The following is a 16,852-nucleotide window of genomic DNA, read 5'->3' on the forward strand; positions in this document are numbered from 1 at the left end:
CCACCATCGCCTCCACAACGACTCGTGCGCCGCGACGGGTTGCGATCCCGCGCAGGATCCGCCCGACACGACGGGGCGCCCAGGGTGCAATGATGCCGATTCCCCTTTTGCCTTTTCAATCAAGAAGCGTGACGTTCTGGGCGACGACGGGTAACCCGCCGCTCCGGCTAGACCAATGTGACTCAGGGTCGAACGCATGTTCGGCTCTGAGTACGGGTTGCCGGGCTGCAGGCGGCCCAGGCTGTGGATACGAGCAGGGTGATTTTGTGGTGGACGAGTGGCCGTCAACCGTTCGGAGAGTGAGTCCGCCGATTCCGGTCTGGGTAGGCGTGCGCAAGCTGCTCGTGCTGTGTACGGAAATCCTCGTCGCACGCAACCGCGCTGGCTTGCGGACCGAGACCGACGGTCCCGGCCTGCTGTTCGAGCGGGCTCGCCGCGAGGACGGAGGAATGCTCAGCTGGGTTACCTACGAGCTCGTCACCGCCGACGACCAATTTTCACGGCCGGTCAGCCACTACGTGCCAGCCCACCTGCTCCGCAGACGAGGGCCTGCCCGTCGTCACCGGTTCGGCGACTACCGGCCGCGGACCCACGGGTAAAACGGTTGGCGGTTGCCGAGTCTCAGCAGCGAAGAGCGTCACTTTTCAGGCCTGCGCTCCGCCCACTCTGCTCGAGGACGCGTGCCAAGGTACAGGGCTGTTTGCGGTGTCGGTAGCTCGAGCCTTGGCCGCACTCTTGCGGCACTAGGCAGGCGGCGAAAGCGTTCCGACCTCACGCAGCAAACGTGTTCGACGACTTCTTCCGTCGTCTGATGACTCACCAGCTCACAAGTGCGCCCAGTTACTGGCCTATCGCGGTACTTCGTCTGGCTGGGCAACGGACTGGTGCCAGTCGATGTGGTAGCCGGTGAGCCAGGATGCGGTGTTGCGTGGTCCTTTCTTGAGTTTTCGGGGGAGGACGGCGTCGCGGATCATCCGTTTGACGGGGCCGGGGGTTGCGTTGCCGCCCATGCGTGCGCTGGTGGCGACGACGCGTTCGACGCGGGGGCGTCGGATGGTTTCGTAGGCGTGGAATGCTTGGGGTGTGGGCAGGTCGCGGAGGCATTGGGCGAGGACGATGCTGTCTTCGATGGCCATGGAGGCGCCATGGCCGGCGTTGGGGGCGGAGACGTGGGCGGCGTCGCCGATGATGATGGTCGTGTCGGTGTGCCAGGTGGGCGTGGTGGCGATGTCGTAGCCGTTGGCGCCGGTGACGGCATCGTCGCTGGCGCGGACGATATCGGCTGCCGGTGTCCGGTCGCGTGCGAGGAGTCCGGCGACCCGTTGTTTCCATTCGTCGGAGGTGGTGCTGGCGAGTTGTTCTTTGGTGAGTTCGGTGCGGGGGTGGGGGAGGTTGGCGAACCACCAGGTCTGGCCGTCGGGTGCGGTGAGGAACGCGAAGAACGCCTTGCGGCCGAAGACCATCCGGAAGGTGCCGGGTTCGGTGGTGACGGCGGCGTGGGCGGCGTAGCCGCAGACGGTGATGGCGCCGGTGTAGCGCGGGTTCGGCGCGGCGGGGTCGATGAGCCCGCGGGTGGCGGAGTGGATGCCGTCCGCTCCGATCAGCAGGCTGCCTTGGGTTTCGGTGCCGTCGGCGAATTGCGCGGTGACCGGGTCGCCAGGTGTGGTGGTTGCGCTGGTGAGGCGTTTGCCGTGGTGGACGGCGATGCCGCGGCGGCTGGCTTCGTCGCGGAGTGCGCGGTAGAGCGTGGACCGCTTGATCATCCGCGGGCCGCGGTCTCCGGCGGCGCCGCCGATGGGGGCCTGGCCGAGCCGGGTGCCGCGGTGGTTGAAGAATTCGACGGTGCTGGCTGGGAAAGAGTGTGTGCGTACGAGGTCGGCGGCGTCGATGGCGGTGAGGGCGTCGAGTCCGTTGTGCATGATGCTGAGGAACGCGCCGACGCCGTCCGCGGTGGTGGGGTAGGCCTCGTAGATTGCCGAGTCGATCCCGGCTTTCTGCAGTGCCATCGCGGTGACGGGGCCGGCGATTCCCCCGCCGATGATCATGGCCGTGGTCATGGGTCTCCTGTCGAGTTCATGGCGCGGGAGAGGGACACCAGTTCGCGGACGTCCGCGTCGAGGCTGTCGGCGGCCGCGACGACGACCGGTGTCGCATGGACCGACCGGGCCTGTTGTCCTGCGGCTCGGGCGGCGAGCGCGTGTGTCAGCGAGCGCGCCAGGTCGTCGTAGCCTTCGCAGGCGCGGGGCGGCAGGTAGGGGCTGATGCGGACGAGACCGTCGCGGCATTCCACGACGCGGCGGTAGTAGCGCCGGTGCGTGCCGCGGAGCCGGAAGAGGTCGCGCCAGGGACTGGGGGTGACCCGTTGCAGTTCGTCGTCGGGAAACTGCGCGTGCAGCACTGTCCACAAAGGATCGAGCTGGCGGTATGCGCGGCGGTGGCCTGCCCAGACCCGCAGTGCGGTGACCCGCATCGCGGCGGCGGGATAGATGACGCCGGCGAGGAAGATGACGACGCCGGGAAGCAGGAAGACGGCTGCGGCTACCGCGCCGAGCAGGGTGGCCGCGGCGCCGCTGGTCTCGGCGAGCGCGGAGGGGGACGACGCGCCCGCCCGGCGCAGGATGATCTCGGGGATGAACACGCAGTTCGCCAGCACGATGGCGGCGAGGCCGACGGAGGCAATCCGGAGGCCGCGGGCGAGGCGCGGGTTGGCGTCGCGGGCGTAGCGGCGCGCCCAGAGGAACGCGGTGGCGAAGCCGAATGCCAGATAGAGATCCGCGGTGACGGTGAAAACGGCGCCCGCGGGCGAGGAACTGCTGTGGACCGTGGGAGGGGCGAGCGCCGCGGTGGCGATCAAAACGGCTTCGGCCGCGACGAGCGGCACGGCGAAACGGCGGGCTCGTGGCCATGCCTGGCGTGGTTCCAGGGCCGAGAAGAGGAAGAAAAGGACCAGACAGGTCACTCCGATCAGCAGCGTGCCGTGCTGGATCAGGCGGGACAGCATCGGCGGGAGGCCGAGCACGGTCGCCTCGCGGTCGGCGGCGAGGCCGAAGGGGAAGGCGAGAGCGAGACAGGCGACGAGACCCGTCAGGGCGCGCAGCGGCAGGTTCTGCGGGGTCCGGCTCAGTCGTAGGCCCAGCCAGGCCAGCACCGCGATGGCGGCGATGCCGTAGGCGAGGACGAGGTAGGTCATAGCCACCCCAGCCGGTCGCTGAGCGCGGTCTCCATTCGATGCGCAGTGCCGTTGCCTGCGGCGGGCACCCAGACACGGTCGAGAACCGAAGCCCACTCCAGGATGATGGTGGCGACTGTTTCCGCTTCGTATTCCTGCGCGGTGTCGTACGAGGTGCGGCGGAGCGCGCGGCGGACCGCGTCCGGCGCCAGGTCGGGGTACTCGGCGCGCAGGGACTCGGTCGAGGAACCCGGGCAGAGGTCGCTGAGCAGGGTGTCGTCGTGTGCGTCGCTGTCGTGGCCGGCCAGCATGTGACCGAGTTCGTGCAGGATGATGTGGTCTTGGTGCGGTTTGCTCGTTTCCTGCTGGTAGAAAATGTAGTCCGCCGAAGCCGCCGCGACCCAAGCACCGAACGGGCCGGGGACAGGGATGGGATGCGCACGCAGCCTGATCGGTTTGCCACGCTGGATCCCGACGCGGCGGCACAGTTCGGTGACATCCAACGGCGGATGGATGTCGAGATCAGTCAAGAGCTGCCGGCAGCGACGGCGCAGCTGCCGTTCGGACGTCATCTGCCCCTCCCTCCAGGCTCAGGACCGGACTAGCACATAAGCCACCGTGCCGGATCGCTCCCTTGCCTGCCACAGCGCTCACTCCGTTGGCGATTGGCCTCGCTCAGCCTGCTCGTCGCGATAGACCACGTCGAGCAGGTCCATCACCAGCCGTCGGCGCTCGGGGGACAGAGCACCCGCACGCATCGCGATCAGCTGGGCTTCACTCGTGTTCGCGGTCAGGCTTTCCTGCGCAGCCTGGAGCTTCTGCAGCTGTTCGTCGACCCGGTCGGTCACCGCGTCATCGAAGAAGTACGACGCCGGCACACCGAAGAACGCAGCCAGTGCATACAGGTGGCGCAGTGTCGGGTTGTCTTTCCGTGCCTTGCGCAGATGCCAGATGTAGCTTCCGGAAATCCCCACGCCCGTGGCGGTGATTTCCGCTGCGACGAAGTCGTTCGTGTACTCCTGGCCGCTGCGCGGCTTCATAGTCGCGAACAGCTTGTTCAGCCTGGCGGCCAGGATGTCCGCGAAGTTGTCCGGCAGGCTCGCCGGAAGGTGCCCATCCGGATACGCCGGTGTCGCCATGCGATCTCCACCCCGACTGCTTCCACTCACGTAAACACCCGTACGAGTGAGGATGTTGATCCTGGTTGAACTCGTCCGCGCGACCAGCCTAAACTCGCGATCATCGTGATTTCAACTCCGAACCAACGGTAGCGAACCGGACGCCTTCACGTCAGTCAAAGCCACTCGTTCGGAGGAAGATCAACAATGGTATCTACCTGGCCATCCCTGTCGGGGCAGGGGCCATGCTGCTCTGCCTGCGGACAGCCGCTCGGCTCGTGGGGCACGGACAAATACACCGGAGTGCTTAATCGGGAAGGGTGGGACGTCCGGGTCGCCTCGGTCCTCGACGGGTCCATAGGGCATGCGATCGCGCTGCTCGTCCTCGACCTTGATCATTTCAAGGCTGTCAACGACCGATACGGTCACCCTGCGGGCGACGCCGTCCTTCGCGTGGTCGCTGCGAAGCTCACGGCCGCGGTGCGGCGCGAAGACATCGTCGGGCGGTACGGCGGAGACGAATTCATGGCGCTCCTTCCCGGCGCGAACCGGGCGTGCGCAAAGGGGATCGCAGAACGGATCCTCGGGCGGATACGCGGCGCAGTCGTCGAAGCTCGGTCCGCGGACGGACGCTTTGTCGTCATCACTGGGCTGACCGCCTCCGTCGGCGGTGTCGTCCTGAACGCCCGCGGCCGCACTGGCATCGCGGATCTTGTCCGACGAGCCGATGCGAACCTCCTGAGCGCAAAGCGGTTTGGCAAGGACCGCGTGCTGATTGCGGCAGACGGCGACCTGTCCCGAAACCTCTGTCGTCCTAAACTCAGATGAGAGTCATCCAAACTACTCCCTTGTTGACAGTTGAAGATCGAGTCGACGGGGCCTACGCTGGCCTTATGGACGTTGCGCGTTCTGCGGCCTGATCTCCTCCCCGGCCGGCTGCACGAACGGACCTGCCCGTCTTCGAACTGCGACCTAGCCGCCGGGAGGATGCAATGACCGAGCTGTCGAACCGAACTGGACAAGTCCAGCTGACGTCCGGACGAACCCTGAGGCCCGTCAAGCGCCGCTGGCCTACCGCTCATGTAGACGGGACGGTTCCCGTCGGCTCCCGACACGACGGCGCGTGGCGCGACGGCTGGGATGCCGAGCAGCTGCGCAAGCTGTCAGACGTGAGGCGCCTTTTCAGCGGCGACTGGATGCACGCAGTCATCGTCGCGCTCGCCGATGGGCCAAAGCACTATAAAGAGCTTCTCGACACGATCAGGACACTATGCGAACGGGACCGCGGGCACCGTCGCACTCTGCACGAAAGCGTTCTCGCGCGCACGCTCAAAACCATGACTGCCGACGGGCTGATCCTTCGGCACCAGCAGTCCACAGCTTTTCCGCCCTCCGTGCAGTATTCGTTAAGTCCGGAGACGGCCGAAGCGCTCGACGCGATGATGCCGATGGTCACTTGGGCGACGAAACATGCCGATCTCATACAGCGTGCCCGCGCACGCCGATGCAACTCCCAGGCGTCCAGCTCCGAATGAGCTGAGTTATTGGGCAAGCCTCCTCGCTCGGGGTGCGGTCGTCGCAACCGTCACCCGGACCGGGCGTACAGGTCGCGCACATGCGGCGCGTACACCATGTTCTCGCGGGCGTACAGGTTGCGGCAGTGCTGGTCGCGCATGGCCAGGACCAGCAGTTCTGTGCGCGACAGGTTCAGACCGTAGGCGATCTTCACGACGGTGGGGATCGACGGCGCGGCCGCCATGCGTTCGACTCGCGACAACCACAGGCGATCGGCACCCGTCAGTTCGGCGACCTGGGTCAGGGTGCGATTGTGCCTGATGCGCCACAGGTAGAGCATTTCGCCGAAGCAGGTCAGGGTCCGGTGTGGCCCTGCGATGTCGGACGCTCGGACGGTGCGGTGTCCCCGGTCGCGGTCTGAACGGGTGGCTGCGGGGTAGCTGCGGCCTGCGGCGATCGCTAGTGCGTACGGATCGGCTTTCAGAGCGTAGGCCAAGGCTGCGGCGGTCCATAGTGATTGCAGCGGGGTGCGGCCTCGTTCGAGGGTTCCGATGGTGGAGGCGCTGATCCCGGATCGTACCGCGAGGCGGTTGATGCTCAGGCCCGATGCCTGCCGGCGTCTGCGCACGAAAGCTCCGGCTGTCTCGGGCGGTTGGGCTGCAGCGTCGGGTGTCGGTGTGCCGACGGCGGATGCGGGTATCGGTTCGAGGGTCACCGGTGGGCCTCGGTTGCCGTTGGGGGTTGGGCAAGTTCTGCCGCAGGCGAAAGTCGTTCCAGGTCTCGGATGCGGTCGTCGATCACCTTCCGGGATTGTGTCGTGGGCAGTGCGAGCAGACGCAGATCCGCGGTGAGCCGTCGGTAGGCTCCGTGGTCGGGGGCGAAGACACCCGCACTGTGGTGCGCGAAGTACGTGACCGGGCCTGCGGCCGTCTCGTAACAGGTGAACGGGGCCTGCAGTGCCGGGCTGCCGCAGATCTCCGACGGAACGATGCGCACTCTGATCATCGGGTTCGCCTTCTCTAGCGCCCGCAGGAATCGGAGCTGGCTGCAGGTGACCGCCGGTGCTCGGAGATGGGACGACAGGGCAGGCTCGCCAAGGAAGACTTCGACCTGTTTTCTGCTCGTTTCCGCGGTAGGGGTCCGCAGAAGCCTTCGCTGCGCTGCCTGGGCTCTGACGAATTCACTGACACATCCGGGAGCCGCGCCGAGATCCTTCAGGACAACGCGGGCGTAGTCGGAGGTCCACAGGGAGGCGGGAACGAGGGTCGGATGGTAGTCCACAAAGGATTTTGCGAGTTGGGTGAAGTGGCTGCGTGCTTCGGCATGGTGGCGGTGGTGAGCCGGGTGGAGGATTACCACGCTGTGGTCGGTTGTCCTCGCGAGGCTGGAGATGTAGGCGTGGTCGTCTGGAGCGACGGACAGGGCGCAGAGGATTCCGCCGACGTGCTCGGCGTCGGGCTTGCGCACGCCGAGTTCCCACTGTGCGACTTGCGCGTGGTGCTTGTGGATCAGGTTCGCCACTTCGCGCAAGGTCTTGTCGGCCTTGCGGCGTTGCGCGTGAAGGACAGCGCCGAGCAGCAGGTGCCGGGGCGACGGCTGAGGGGTGTCTTGTTTGCTCGTCACGAAACGTCCATGTTCTTGCGCTATTGCCGAAGCAGGGTCGGTGGGAGTGGGCGGCGCGGACTGTGCGTCGAGGGAGCCCGCGCCAGGACCGCTTTCGTCTTCTTTGGTCGGGGTGGGCCATTGTCGGCTTGGGCGGCGCGGAGGCTGATCGCGTTTTGGCCGCCATGGGGCCGGATTGCGACTTTCTCGCGCAGGAGGAGCCGGCGGATCGTGCCATAAGACGCGTGGTGCGTGTCCGCGACCTGCTGGATGGTGGCTCCGCCCTGGTAGTCGCTGACGACTCGCGCGACGTTGAGTTCTCGTTTCACTCCTTGCCGGACAGGGGGCATCGCGACGCCCTGTTGGCGAAGAATCCGGCCTGTCCAGCTCAGAGACAGCCCGTAGACAGCGGCGATCCTCGTGATCGTTGCGCCGTCCCGGTATGCCTGCGCCATTTTCTCGTTGCGGCTGTTCAACTCAGGTGTGCTAGCTGGCATCACGACAACCGATGCTCGGCGCGATGGTATGGGTATGGACGTCGAGCCGGATGGGCTGCTCCCGTAACAGATCTCGGTGCGTGCGGGCCCACAGGTAGGTGCCGCGCAGCACCACGTGTCGGCACCTCCCGATGTCCAAGCCCCGCGGGAAGAACTTCCGCCAGCGTCCGGACGCGACATTCTTGTCGTAGGCCGCGGCCCATTCGGCCAGTTCGCGATCGCCTGTTCCGGCGGTGATCCCGGAGGATGCCGGGTCTTTCTCGAACCACTCGCCGGCGTACATGCCTAATACCAAATCGTCGTCGGAGAACGCTGTTGCGAGGTGTTCGCGTATCCGGCGGTACAGCACGGCCGGAACATCGGCGAGCAGCGGTCCGACCAAGCTGGCGGCCTCCTGTAGTACGCGATTCGCGGCGGCGGTGGTCACGCACGGGATCGTCCAGCAGACGGTCCGGTCGGGCAGCACGTCGTCGAAGACGCGTGCGTCCAGCACGCCCGTGTCCTGGTCCAGTGTTATGGCCACAGCCTGTGCGCGTTGTCGGCCCGGCAGGTGCCGGTGCAGGTTGGTCGGTGAAGCTTCGTCCAGCAGGAGGATCTGTGCTTCGGCCGCGCGCAGCTGTCCGGCAGGCTGCCGTGCTCGTGCGCGGTCACTGAGTTCACGCGCGGCCTCGTCAGCGGTGATCAGTGCCGCGGCGGTGTCGAACTCCCGGCCGTCACCGGTGTGCGGGACGAAAGTAGCCTGGTCGAGCGCAGCGAGCCGGGCCAGTCGCCAGCCGCGGGGATGCGGGTCGCCGGGCATGTCGCTGTCGGCGAACCACATCCGCCACGTGCGTCCGCTCTTGTCGACCGTTTCGTGGACAAATCCCGGAGCGTCGTAGAGTCGACGCCATGTCGGCAGTCCGATGCGGTCTTGCACGGCTGGGGTCCAGTTTGCGTGATCCGGCATCAGCGGCAGCTCCATCGTGTGCTGGTCGGGCATTCCATGAGTCCGTGCCTCGTGGTGATCAGTTCTGTGGTGTTCCAGCCGGTCGGCCTGTCGGTAGTGTGCGACCAGACGACTGTGACCGTCTGTGCCGCGTCGCAGAGGCCGTAGAGCCTGCAGTCGCAATAGAGTGTCGGGTCGGGCTCGTCGAAATTCCGGGTGCAGAAGTCCCTGTGGTGGCTGTTGAACGTGCGGCCGGTCGAACCGGCACCGCTGGTGACCTCGAGGTAGGCGAGCTGGACCGTCTTGGTTCCGGTGCCGCCGTCCGCGTTGATCTCCTGGGACAAGGAGTGCAGTCCACAGTGACAAGCGTTCAGCAAATCTCGTTGCTTCTCATTGGTCGGTGCTGGCTTTCGAGAGCCGCGCGATGTCGGCCGCCGCGGGGACTCGCGTTCTGCGTGCGGCAAGCGGGTTCCGTCGGCCTCTGCGAGTGTCTGCAACGGTTTCTTGCCTCCTGTCTGTCTATCGACGGGCGCTGCTGTGTGCTGACGTCGTCGGGTATCAACGGGCCGCGGCGGTAAACCGGATGACTGGAGCGCTAGTTCTCGCCGTCCGCGTCCTGATTCGGCTTCGTTGTCGGCCGGACCGCATCGGCGAACCTCTCCAGGTCTTCCGGCCAGGGTGCCGGGTACTCCGTCGTACTTTGGCTTTTGGTCTTAGTGGTCTCGGCATCCATGGCTGCGCCCTTCTGCGCGGACGACCAGTACGTGGTGAGCATGTCGCGGACGGCGACCGGAACCCCTTGTGGTCCCAGAGGAACGGTGACGTCCTCGAGGATCTGCCACAGCGCCCGATCGGCCGGCTCGGGATCGACCTCTGCGCCGAGGGTGCGGCGGTGGCGGTCGATGGCCTCGGCGAGCCTGCGCACGGCGTTGCGGTGCCTGCGGTTCAGGGCGGCTGCCTTGTGGTTTTCGTCGGCAGCGGCGGCTCGCGTCTGGGACAACCTGGTCTCGACGAGGCGTTTGAACATGGTGACGCGGACACGCCACTGGCTGTATCGCTGTTCGTAGTGCGACGTCGGGTCGAAGCCCAGTTTGCTGCCTCGTTCGTTGCGCCTTGATCGCCGCGTGCGGAGGTCGTTGTCGACCCTGTGCTGTGTCGCGATCAAGATCGTCCGGACCCGGTCGAGCAGCGGCGGGAGTAGCAGGGCTTGCCACAGTCCGGTCGCGTCCGGGCCGAGGTTGGCAAGGACCAGTTCTTCGAGCTGGTCGTCGCTGCGCCCGATCAGTTCGGCGAAGTCCGGAACTGCATCTGTCGCATCATCGAGGCGACTGCTCTGCGCCTCCCTTGACGTCATCTGGTATCCCAAGGCAGGAACCGGCTCCGAACGCGGCAACTCGCCATCTCTGGCCGAGAGCCAGCCGCGGTTGTCAATCGCTGTGCGGAGTAACTGGGTCATGGTGTCCACGCCCGCCACGGAACGTCGGCGGACAGGCTTCCGGCGGCGAGCACCTCCGCGATTGCCGCCGGGCGCAGCACAGAGACCTCGGCCTCGCCCGCCCACCGGTGCGTACGAGGCCGGTGAACGGTGATGCGGTCGGTGTCGGCGAGCGTCACGTCAAACAGGAACGCCAGCTCGGACGACGACCCGTGCCGGCCTCCGTCTATTTCGTGCTCGACGACGGAGCAGAAGTCGAGTCCGGTGATCGCTGCGTCGATCTGGCCGCGCAGGGTGCGGCGGAGTGCCTGCTCGACGGGTTCGCCGTCGCGGACCGGGCCGCCTGGCAAGACAAAGGCACCGGTGTCGTCGGTGATGAACAGGATGTCTTCGTCGCGGCCGATGAGGGCGTACGTTCCTACTCGTGGCCCTGGTGTGCGGCAGGCGTTGTTGTTCATAGCGGATGTCCCATCGAGTGCTGAGGGCCCGAACCGATCGGCGCGGCCGGGCGTGTCTTGCGGACCCGCCAGCCTCGGTTGCGCATCTGAACTCCGGCCTCGGAAAGAACCCGGTGCACGAAGCCGTACGAGCGCCCGCATTCCTCGGCCAGCGCACGAACAGTCGCGCCTTTCTCGTACCTCTTCTTCAGCTTCCTGCGCATCGCGTCCCGGGCGGGTCCGGTGATCCGACACCCCTTGATGCTGATTGCTGGCGCTGCCAAGGTGTCCCGTCCTTTCTCTTGTTATCGAAATCGGTGCCGCGCGACTAGGCGCTTCCGGGATGAGGAGGCGGCTCGTGCTGCGCATGGTGTCCTTCGCGCTAATGGTTGGCTGGTGCGAGATCGCGGTCCTCGACCGGCCATGCGATCTGCGTCGCGGTCCAGTCGTCCAGCGGCCGGTGGCGGATGACGGAGGGGCGGCTCATCTCGGCCGCCCGATCGTCTGGGAACCCTCCGGGTGCTGCGGGAATTCGCGCCGCGTCCTGCGCGGTACCGGGCCGGTAGATCACGGCTGCTGACTCCTCTCGTACGCGCGGCGGGCACGGTCCCCGCCGGGAAGCACTTGATGCACCACATCAGAACGACGTCCTCGCGAGGCTCCCCGTCGGCAAGGCAGATGACTCCGCAGTCGCTCATCCCGAGCCAGGTGCGCCCGCGGCACAGGATTCGCAGGAGTCTCTGCGGAACCTTGTGCATCACCGCTTCGCCGCGAAGTGAGAACGGCCAGAGTGCGAGGCACACCCTGTATGAGGGCGCATTGGGGCTCTCCCGGAACATGTCAAGCTGCCTTCAACTCAGCGAGCAGTTGGCCCTTGTCGCATTCGCAGAGTTCAGCGAGCGCGTCTTGCGCGGGCCGGGGAACGAGCAGCCGGCCTATTGAGTACGGGGGCAGGTCTCGCAAGCGGATCTCTGCCCAGCGTGCGAGTGGATGTCCCGACCGGGCCAGCTCGGCTAGGTTCACGACTACCGTGCCGTCGCTGATCGCCTCGTCGTACACGCGCTCGAACAAGCGTCCGGGCGGCAGTCCCAATACGTTGCAGTACACCGTGAACCGGGCGACCGTCATCGCGCGCGTTCCGAACTCGTGCGAGGCGATAGTCTGCGTCGCCTGGCCAACACCCATCGCGCGCCAAGTCCTGCCGCGTCCAGTCGCCGATCTCGCGTTCACAACGCAACGCCCTGCCCAGGATCTTCAGGAACCTCGCTTCGACGTCTGCGCGACCGTCCAGTTCACCGTCGGGATTCTCGGGCGCACGGGTGTCCTGCTTTCGCCCATCGTCGTTTGTCATGACGCCCTCCTGCCGCGCTGGCTTCGTCCGCGAACGCGATGAGGCCGCCGAGCCGGCGGGGGCCGGCGATGCCGTCCGGTTGGACCGCCCTGGACGAGCACAAGAACAGCCCGCCGCTTCTCGCTCTGCCGCATACGGGACAGGTGAATGAGCCGAGCGCACTCGACGCATTGAGCGCCGGGGGCCGAGATAGCGAGCGAACACTCCAGCTGACGACCGCAGACGGCGACGAGGGGTACGCCGTGCTCGCGAGACTCGTAGAAGGCCTCGTCGGTGACCTGATGCTGCATGCCGTCGCGCCCGCAGGTATAGGGCGTCGTCCACAGGCGTTGGACTGGTGCGGCCATTCCAGACACCTCTCATCCGGGGTGGAGCGCGGTGGAGGCGACCGGTCGGGGTCAGCCGCCTCCACCGCGGCTATGGGGCGGCAGACAGGCGAGGGCGCCTAGGCTTTCTGCCGCTGGGCAGAATGTGAACGCCGTCGGGCTCGACCTCGCCCGTCCGCCGCCGATTTCCCCGAAGGCATGCGCGCCGCGCGGCACGAAACACCGCCGGGGTGGCTACTGAGTCAGAGCTGGACGTTGCCGTGACCGATCAGGTGGCTGAATCGGCGGGCTCGAGCATTGCATTCAGCTCGTCGCGGATGATCGCGGCAGACTGCTCAGGCGGACGGTTTGAGCAATCCAGGGTCAGAACGGGGAAGCCGACCTCATCCAGCATCGTGCGAGCTTCCCGGTAGAACTTGGTCTCCGTGCGGCTATTGCCTGGCGGGCTCTGGAAGCGGTTGTGCGGTCCACGTGCGTGCAACCGTTCCGAGATCACGTCGGGGTCGGCCTCAAGGATGACCGTAAGGTCCGGTCGTTCGACTTCTTCGTTGATCTGCCAGAGAAACACGGGGTCCACGCCGTCGAAGCGCTGGACGACCAGCCCCGATGCCAGGTACCGGTCGGAGATCACCACGTGGCCAGTCTGAATACGTGGCTTGATCTCGGTTTCCACGTGGTGATACCGGTCAGCCGCGTACAAGCATGCGAGAGCGTGACCGGTGACAGTCGGTGTGAGTTCGGCGGCGAGCTTCCCGATCGGGCCGTTCGACGGCTCCGCCGTCACGTGCACGTGACGGCCCTCCGCAAGAAGAATCTGTGCCAGATGCCGGACGATCGTCGTCTTTCCCGCACCGCCGGGGCCGTCGACGCTGATGAGCAGGCCGCGGTCGAGATCAGAAGAGGACGGCGTCATCTTCGTCACCTCGCTCCGGTCGTTCGCGGAGTGCTTCGAGCGATCGCCCGGCCGCGACATGAGCAAATAACCGGGCGGTCACCGTCGTGTCGTACGCGGCGCGATGCGGCTGCTGCATGTCCTCCAGCCCAGCGTCAAGCCCGAGCTGCCTGACAAGCGATCCGAGCTTGTAAGTCGGATGGCCGGGCAAGAAGCGCCGCGAGAGCTTGAGCGTGTCGAACACTTCGGGGCATTCCCAGTCGCCAAGTTCGCGCTCCAGCACACCGACGTCAACATGGGCGTTGTGGGCGATGAGCGCGGGGGCGTCCAAGGCCTTCAGCACCTCGGCGGCGATTTCGGCGAATGCGGGAGCTCCTGCTACCTGCTCATTGGTGATCCCGTGGATCCGCTTCGCGAAAGGGGTGATCGGCCGGCCAGGCCGCACTAGCCACGAGACGGGCTCGCTGATGCTTCCGTGTTCGATCCGGACAGCCGCAATCTCCACGAGATCGGCGGGCTGTTGGCCGTTGCCCTCGACATCCACGACGACGTAGCTGAGTGCAGTCCAGTCAGTCATGCTGGAACTCCCGTCCATCCAATGTCGGCGCGACCATGCCGGAGCGCATGGTGAGGGTGTCTCGCGTCGTGCACCTGAAACCCGAGCGCGTGCTGGAGGAAGTACCGTGGCTGCTCAGTTTCCAAGCCGGACACGACGACGGCCCGCTGGGAAATGTCTACGACCTCAAGGTCGCGCGCCTCGGGCAACACGCTGGCGCAACGGTGTACATCTTCTGTTGCTGGCACGCGTTGCGCCCCGGCACACAGTTCTCTCTGCGGGAGCGGGCAGATGTCGCAAAGTTCCCGAATGCCGTAGTGACCGTTGTAGTCGGGCAGGCCATGCGCGTACGACACGGCACAGGAAGTCTTGCGGAACAAAGCAGCCGAGTCAGCAAACGCATCGAGGACCCGGCGTTCCAGCGTCTCGGGCACGATCTTGCGGCGTGCAGTATCGGTATAGGGCTCGGGGATGCCGTTGGCCTTGTAGTACGCGGCGATCTGGTCGCGGTAGAAAAGTCCAGTGAAAACCGTAGCGTCCGCGTGCCGGCTCAACTCGTACGCAATGGAGAGGTGCTGATCGGTGTCGTTCAGGCCGGGGACGAGCGGACGCCAATAGAGAATCGTCCGGTACCTTCGCCGCACCGGTTCGCTCATCAGCTTCAACGACTCGGCTGCGACGTGCGACGGGTACGGTTCGATCTTCGGGTCGTCGATCCCTGAGTAGGTGAACAGCAGCGTCAGCTTGACGTGGCGAAGCTGGTTCAACCGGTCGATGTCGTAGGGCTTGAGCTGGTGCCGCGTGATGACCAGCACGTGATTGGTCAGCTCGCGTTCGTCCAGATCTTCGAGCACCGCATACGTGTGCGGGCGGACCTTCGGCAAGAAAGGCTCGGTGGCCCGGTTGAACAACTGGACCGGTGTGACGTGCGGTTGAAAATACCGGTGGTTGACCAGTTCGTCCACCGCTTGCGCGTCCGGCATGAGCGCAACAGGCTGATCCTTGTCCCACAACCCGTAGGTATGCCGGATGCAATATGCGCATCCCAGTGGGCATCCCTGGATGTGGTTGAGGCTCAAGCCGCTCTTTCGATATTCGACCACCTCGCGCGCACTCTCGGAGAGGAGGCCGATCCGGTCCTTGCTGAGCAGGGGTACTGGCGTAATCACGTAGCTCGTCTCCAAGGTCGGCCGGGGCGGACTCAGGGAGACTAGGCAGGTTCACGTGCGCGAGAAAAGCAAGTTGCTCGTAGTTGCACGCAACAAGTCAAACAGTTGATGATCGGAGCAACGTGGCGCTAGTCCTGCGGCAGCTGCTCTGCGAACTCGTCCATGACGCGCGTGATGATGGCGCGAGCGGCACGGCCATAGCTGGCGACAGCGGCGAGTTCGCTGAAGACGTCCGAGTACAGCTCGATCTCTTGGGGCTGTGCGAGGTTGAGGGCCGCGGAATATGTCTCGACCAGGACCTTCTCCTCGTCGTACAACCAGAACCCGTGCCACGGTGCTGCGGTGTACTGGGTGTCAAATCCGATGATCCCGAGCTTGACGTTGGGGAGCGCGGAGATCGAGACCAGGCGATCAAGCTGGCCGAGCATGACCGGCACAGTTGACAGGCGGAAGCGCAGAGCCGCCTCGGTGAGGACGAAGTGGAAGCGCTTGTCCGGCCGGTAGAAGATGTCCTGCCGCTTCAGGCGGCCCGCGACTGCGTCGTTGATGTCGTTGGCGAGCTTGAAGACACGGATGCTTTCGGCGAAACGCGCGCGAGCGTACTCGGAGGTCTGAAGGAGCCCCGGAATCACGGTCGACTCGAATACGCGGAACAGCTGCGTCTTTTGATCCAGTTCAGCAAGCGAGTTCTGCCGCGGCCGGATGCCGCCACGAAGAATCCGCTGCCACTCGGCGTGCTGAACTTCCAGTGTGCGGAGCGACGCGAGCAGTGCAGGAGCCTCGTCCTCGCGCCCAGTCGCCTTCGTCCAGGACTTGATGTCGTCTTCGCTGGGTTTCTGCTTGCCGTTTTCGATCTTGGAGATCTTCGAGAAATGCCATGACAGCGACTCCGCGAGCTTCCTGCCGGTCAGACCGGCTTGTTCGCGCAGCTCGCGGAGCCGACCGCCGAGCGCCATGCGCGCCTCATGGACGTTCGAGGGATCAGAGGCCCTGTTGCTTGGCAAAATCGTCCCGCCGTACCGCGTGATGCCAGGCTGCATCACGCCAGTAGTTGTGTTGAACTACCTGCTCCGGGTCTTCGACGACCTCGCCGCCTAAGAATCCCATGCGATCGTCGAAATGCATCCGAACCAGCAAGCGCGAGTCGAACAACCAGTAGTCATGCTTCGGCAGCCGGTCGGCACGGGTTCGCGGAAGGTAGCGGATGTCTTCGCCTGCTCCGCCGGTGAACTGCGAACACCACACGCCGAACCGGCTGTAGTCCGTGAGCGGCATTGAGACGATGCGCACGCGGCTGAAGAGCCGGCCCGCGGCCTTCGCTTCGCGGATCATGTCAAGCCAGCTCTGCATCCAGGGCAGGTCGTCCGGCTCGCCGGCGAGGAATTTGCGCAGGGACTCGTTCTCGTACGTCGCGTCGTACTGATCGAAGGTCTCCAAGCGGAAGGCCGTGTGCTCGAAGCCATGGAAGAGTTGCCTGAACTCCGGTCCTGGCTTGATCAGCTCAGTCAGCGTGTTCCTCCTTCGGCTCCTGCTGTGCGTAGCGTTTGGCGTAGAACTTCAGGACATCCTCGGGGATCTCGATCAGGGTCTCATGATCGGGGACCGGTCCGATGGCGGCCAGCGCTTGCGGGTCAGTCACCCTCCATCCCTGGGCAATGTAGGTGGTGCGGTCAGTCCGGTCAGTGGCATAGAGCGTCGGCGAGTTGTCGACCTGGGATTCGGGATCCTTGCCGAGGAACGTAACGTGCATCATGCCTCCGTTTCGAGCAACTTCCATCTTGTTGCTCACCATGGTGACGCACGACACCATGACCGTCAACGGTGAGAATGCGGGTCCTTGGGCTGAAGCGCGGGATCGCT

At 65.5% G+C, this 16,852-nt stretch carries 22 protein-coding genes; 3 read left to right on the plus strand and 19 right to left on the minus strand.

What is annotated here, in order from left to right; all coding sequences use genetic code 11:
* Nucleotides 1–299 precede the first annotated feature (299 nt).
* On the plus strand, nucleotides 300–599 hold the full coding sequence (locus FKO37_RS12350; RefSeq protein ID WP_037359915.1) for a hypothetical protein: 300 nt from the start codon (nucleotides 300–302) through the stop codon (nucleotides 597–599).
* Nucleotides 600–848: 249 nt separating this feature from the next.
* Here FKO37_RS12350 and FKO37_RS12355 read toward each other — a convergent pair whose 3' ends face one another.
* The 4 genes from FKO37_RS12355 to FKO37_RS12370 form a co-directional block, all read right to left on the minus strand.
* Nucleotides 849–2,057 carry an NAD(P)/FAD-dependent oxidoreductase gene (locus FKO37_RS12355; RefSeq protein WP_037359917.1) on the minus strand — a complete coding sequence of 403 codons (1,209 nt, stop codon included), beginning with the start codon at nucleotides 2,055–2,057 and terminating at the stop codon, nucleotides 849–851.
* Nucleotides 2,054–3,190, minus strand: coding sequence for an MAB_1171c family putative transporter (locus FKO37_RS12360; RefSeq protein WP_183124306.1), 1,137 nt, complete (start codon nucleotides 3,188–3,190; stop codon nucleotides 2,054–2,056). Before FKO37_RS12360 ends, FKO37_RS12355 begins: the two co-directional genes overlap by 4 nt.
* The gene (locus tag FKO37_RS12365) at nucleotides 3,187–3,741 is read right to left on the minus strand and encodes a hypothetical protein (RefSeq protein ID WP_037359919.1); all 555 of its coding nucleotides are present in this window, start codon (nucleotides 3,739–3,741) and stop codon (nucleotides 3,187–3,189) included. Before FKO37_RS12365 ends, FKO37_RS12360 begins: the two co-directional genes overlap by 4 nt.
* A 78-nt stretch (nucleotides 3,742–3,819) precedes the next feature.
* Nucleotides 3,820–4,308 (minus strand): helix-turn-helix domain-containing protein, encoded by a 489-nt coding sequence (locus tag FKO37_RS12370; protein WP_235079090.1) that lies wholly within the window; start codon nucleotides 4,306–4,308, stop codon nucleotides 3,820–3,822.
* A 186-nt stretch (nucleotides 4,309–4,494) separates the two neighbouring features.
* Here FKO37_RS12370 and FKO37_RS12375 point away from each other — a divergent pair, with 186 nt between their 5' ends.
* Nucleotides 4,495–5,115, plus strand: a complete 621-nt coding sequence (locus tag FKO37_RS12375; protein WP_081655057.1) for a GGDEF domain-containing protein — start codon at nucleotides 4,495–4,497, stop codon at nucleotides 5,113–5,115.
* 164 nt (nucleotides 5,116–5,279) lie between these two features.
* Nucleotides 5,280–5,822: a helix-turn-helix domain-containing protein gene (locus tag FKO37_RS12380; protein ID WP_081655058.1), complete on the plus strand. Its 543-nt coding sequence runs from the start codon at nucleotides 5,280–5,282 to the stop codon at nucleotides 5,820–5,822.
* 50 nt (nucleotides 5,823–5,872) lie between these two features.
* Here the strand turns inward: FKO37_RS12380 and FKO37_RS47540 are convergent, their stop codons facing one another.
* The 15 genes from FKO37_RS47540 to FKO37_RS12450 form a co-directional block, all read right to left on the minus strand.
* Entirely contained in the window at nucleotides 5,873–6,517 is a 645-nt protein-coding gene (locus FKO37_RS47540) for a helix-turn-helix transcriptional regulator (protein ID WP_106964894.1), read from the minus strand.
* Nucleotides 6,514–7,425, minus strand: a complete 912-nt coding sequence (locus FKO37_RS12390; protein WP_037359923.1) for a Scr1 family TA system antitoxin-like transcriptional regulator — start codon at nucleotides 7,423–7,425, stop codon at nucleotides 6,514–6,516. The genes FKO37_RS47540 and FKO37_RS12390 overlap by 4 nt, the downstream gene beginning before the upstream one ends.
* A 20-nt stretch (nucleotides 7,426–7,445) precedes the next feature.
* Nucleotides 7,446–7,901: a helix-turn-helix domain-containing protein gene (locus tag FKO37_RS47740; RefSeq protein ID WP_374204456.1), complete on the minus strand. Its 456-nt coding sequence runs from the start codon at nucleotides 7,899–7,901 to the stop codon at nucleotides 7,446–7,448.
* Nucleotides 7,891–8,880: a hypothetical protein gene (locus tag FKO37_RS12395; protein ID WP_158684460.1), complete on the minus strand. Its 990-nt coding sequence runs from the start codon at nucleotides 8,878–8,880 to the stop codon at nucleotides 7,891–7,893. Before FKO37_RS12395 ends, FKO37_RS47740 begins: the two co-directional genes overlap by 11 nt.
* Nucleotides 8,847–9,170: a hypothetical protein gene (locus tag FKO37_RS12400; RefSeq protein ID WP_037359927.1), complete on the minus strand. Its 324-nt coding sequence runs from the start codon at nucleotides 9,168–9,170 to the stop codon at nucleotides 8,847–8,849. The genes FKO37_RS12395 and FKO37_RS12400 overlap by 34 nt, the downstream gene beginning before the upstream one ends.
* Nucleotides 9,171–9,421: 251 nt before the next feature.
* Complete coding sequence (locus tag FKO37_RS12405; protein WP_158684461.1) at nucleotides 9,422–10,291, minus strand: hypothetical protein; 870 nt, start codon at nucleotides 10,289–10,291, stop codon at nucleotides 9,422–9,424.
* Complete coding sequence (locus tag FKO37_RS12410; protein WP_037359931.1) at nucleotides 10,279–10,719, minus strand: NUDIX domain-containing protein; 441 nt, start codon at nucleotides 10,717–10,719, stop codon at nucleotides 10,279–10,281. The genes FKO37_RS12405 and FKO37_RS12410 overlap by 13 nt, the downstream gene beginning before the upstream one ends.
* Nucleotides 10,716–10,922: a helix-turn-helix domain-containing protein gene (locus tag FKO37_RS12415; RefSeq protein ID WP_081655060.1), complete on the minus strand. Its 207-nt coding sequence runs from the start codon at nucleotides 10,920–10,922 to the stop codon at nucleotides 10,716–10,718. Before FKO37_RS12415 ends, FKO37_RS12410 begins: the two co-directional genes overlap by 4 nt.
* Before the next feature lie 616 nt (nucleotides 10,923–11,538).
* Nucleotides 11,539–11,883, minus strand: a complete 345-nt coding sequence (locus FKO37_RS12420; RefSeq protein ID WP_037359935.1) for a hypothetical protein — start codon at nucleotides 11,881–11,883, stop codon at nucleotides 11,539–11,541.
* Between the two features lie 760 nt (nucleotides 11,884–12,643).
* Complete coding sequence (tmk, locus tag FKO37_RS12425; protein WP_037359936.1) at nucleotides 12,644–13,288, minus strand: dTMP kinase; 645 nt, start codon at nucleotides 13,286–13,288, stop codon at nucleotides 12,644–12,646.
* Nucleotides 13,269–13,844, minus strand: coding sequence for a PolC-type DNA polymerase III (locus FKO37_RS12430; RefSeq protein ID WP_037359938.1), 576 nt, complete (start codon nucleotides 13,842–13,844; stop codon nucleotides 13,269–13,271). Before FKO37_RS12430 ends, tmk begins: the two co-directional genes overlap by 20 nt.
* Nucleotides 13,841–14,992 carry a radical SAM protein gene (locus FKO37_RS12435; RefSeq protein WP_037359940.1) on the minus strand — a complete coding sequence of 384 codons (1,152 nt, stop codon included), beginning with the start codon at nucleotides 14,990–14,992 and terminating at the stop codon, nucleotides 13,841–13,843. The genes FKO37_RS12430 and FKO37_RS12435 overlap by 4 nt, the downstream gene beginning before the upstream one ends.
* 128 nt (nucleotides 14,993–15,120) lie before the next feature.
* A complete protein-coding gene (locus tag FKO37_RS12440) occupies nucleotides 15,121–15,948 on the minus strand; it encodes a helix-turn-helix transcriptional regulator (protein ID WP_235079091.1) in 828 nt (275 codons plus the stop codon).
* 25 nt (nucleotides 15,949–15,973) lie between these two features.
* Nucleotides 15,974–16,501 (minus strand): DUF6879 family protein, encoded by a 528-nt coding sequence (locus FKO37_RS12445; protein ID WP_037359944.1) that lies wholly within the window; start codon nucleotides 16,499–16,501, stop codon nucleotides 15,974–15,976.
* Nucleotides 16,494–16,802 (minus strand): hypothetical protein, encoded by a 309-nt coding sequence (locus FKO37_RS12450; protein ID WP_374204457.1) that lies wholly within the window; start codon nucleotides 16,800–16,802, stop codon nucleotides 16,494–16,496. The genes FKO37_RS12445 and FKO37_RS12450 overlap by 8 nt, the downstream gene beginning before the upstream one ends.
* Between the last annotated feature and the right edge of the window lie 50 nt (nucleotides 16,803–16,852).

Source organism: Amycolatopsis sp. Poz14, assembly GCF_006704225.1.
GTDB classification, from domain to species: Bacteria; Actinomycetota; Actinomycetes; order Mycobacteriales; family Pseudonocardiaceae; genus Amycolatopsis; species Amycolatopsis nivea.

Coding starts and splice junctions, on each gene's coding strand:
- tmk (WP_037359936.1), bottom strand. CDS start 13,288: ATGACGCCGTCCTCTTCTGATCTCGACCGCGGCCTGCTCATCAGCGTC.
- FKO37_RS47740 (WP_374204456.1), bottom strand. CDS start 7,901: ATGCCAGCTAGCACACCTGAGTTGAACAGCCGCAACGAGAAAATGGCG.
- FKO37_RS12360 (WP_183124306.1), bottom strand. CDS start 3,190: ATGACCTACCTCGTCCTCGCCTACGGCATCGCCGCCATCGCGGTGCTG.
- FKO37_RS12410 (WP_037359931.1), bottom strand. CDS start 10,719: ATGAACAACAACGCCTGCCGCACACCAGGGCCACGAGTAGGAACGTAC.
- FKO37_RS12415 (WP_081655060.1), bottom strand. CDS start 10,922: ATGCGCAGGAAGCTGAAGAAGAGGTACGAGAAAGGCGCGACTGTTCGT.
- FKO37_RS12420 (WP_037359935.1), bottom strand. CDS start 11,883: ATGGGTGTTGGCCAGGCGACGCAGACTATCGCCTCGCACGAGTTCGGA.
- FKO37_RS12365 (WP_037359919.1), bottom strand. CDS start 3,741: ATGACGTCCGAACGGCAGCTGCGCCGTCGCTGCCGGCAGCTCTTGACT.
- FKO37_RS12370 (WP_235079090.1), bottom strand. CDS start 4,308: ATGGCGACACCGGCGTATCCGGATGGGCACCTTCCGGCGAGCCTGCCG.
- FKO37_RS12450 (WP_374204457.1), bottom strand. CDS start 16,802: ATGGTGTCGTGCGTCACCATGGTGAGCAACAAGATGGAAGTTGCTCGA.
- FKO37_RS12380 (WP_081655058.1), top strand. CDS start 5,280: ATGACCGAGCTGTCGAACCGAACTGGACAAGTCCAGCTGACGTCCGGA.
- FKO37_RS12355 (WP_037359917.1), bottom strand. CDS start 2,057: ATGACCACGGCCATGATCATCGGCGGGGGAATCGCCGGCCCCGTCACC.
- FKO37_RS12395 (WP_158684460.1), bottom strand. CDS start 8,880: ATGCCCGACCAGCACACGATGGAGCTGCCGCTGATGCCGGATCACGCA.
- FKO37_RS12430 (WP_037359938.1), bottom strand. CDS start 13,844: ATGACTGACTGGACTGCACTCAGCTACGTCGTCGTGGATGTCGAGGGC.
- FKO37_RS12375 (WP_081655057.1), top strand. CDS start 4,495: ATGGTATCTACCTGGCCATCCCTGTCGGGGCAGGGGCCATGCTGCTCT.
- FKO37_RS12440 (WP_235079091.1), bottom strand. CDS start 15,948: ATGGCGCTCGGCGGTCGGCTCCGCGAGCTGCGCGAACAAGCCGGTCTG.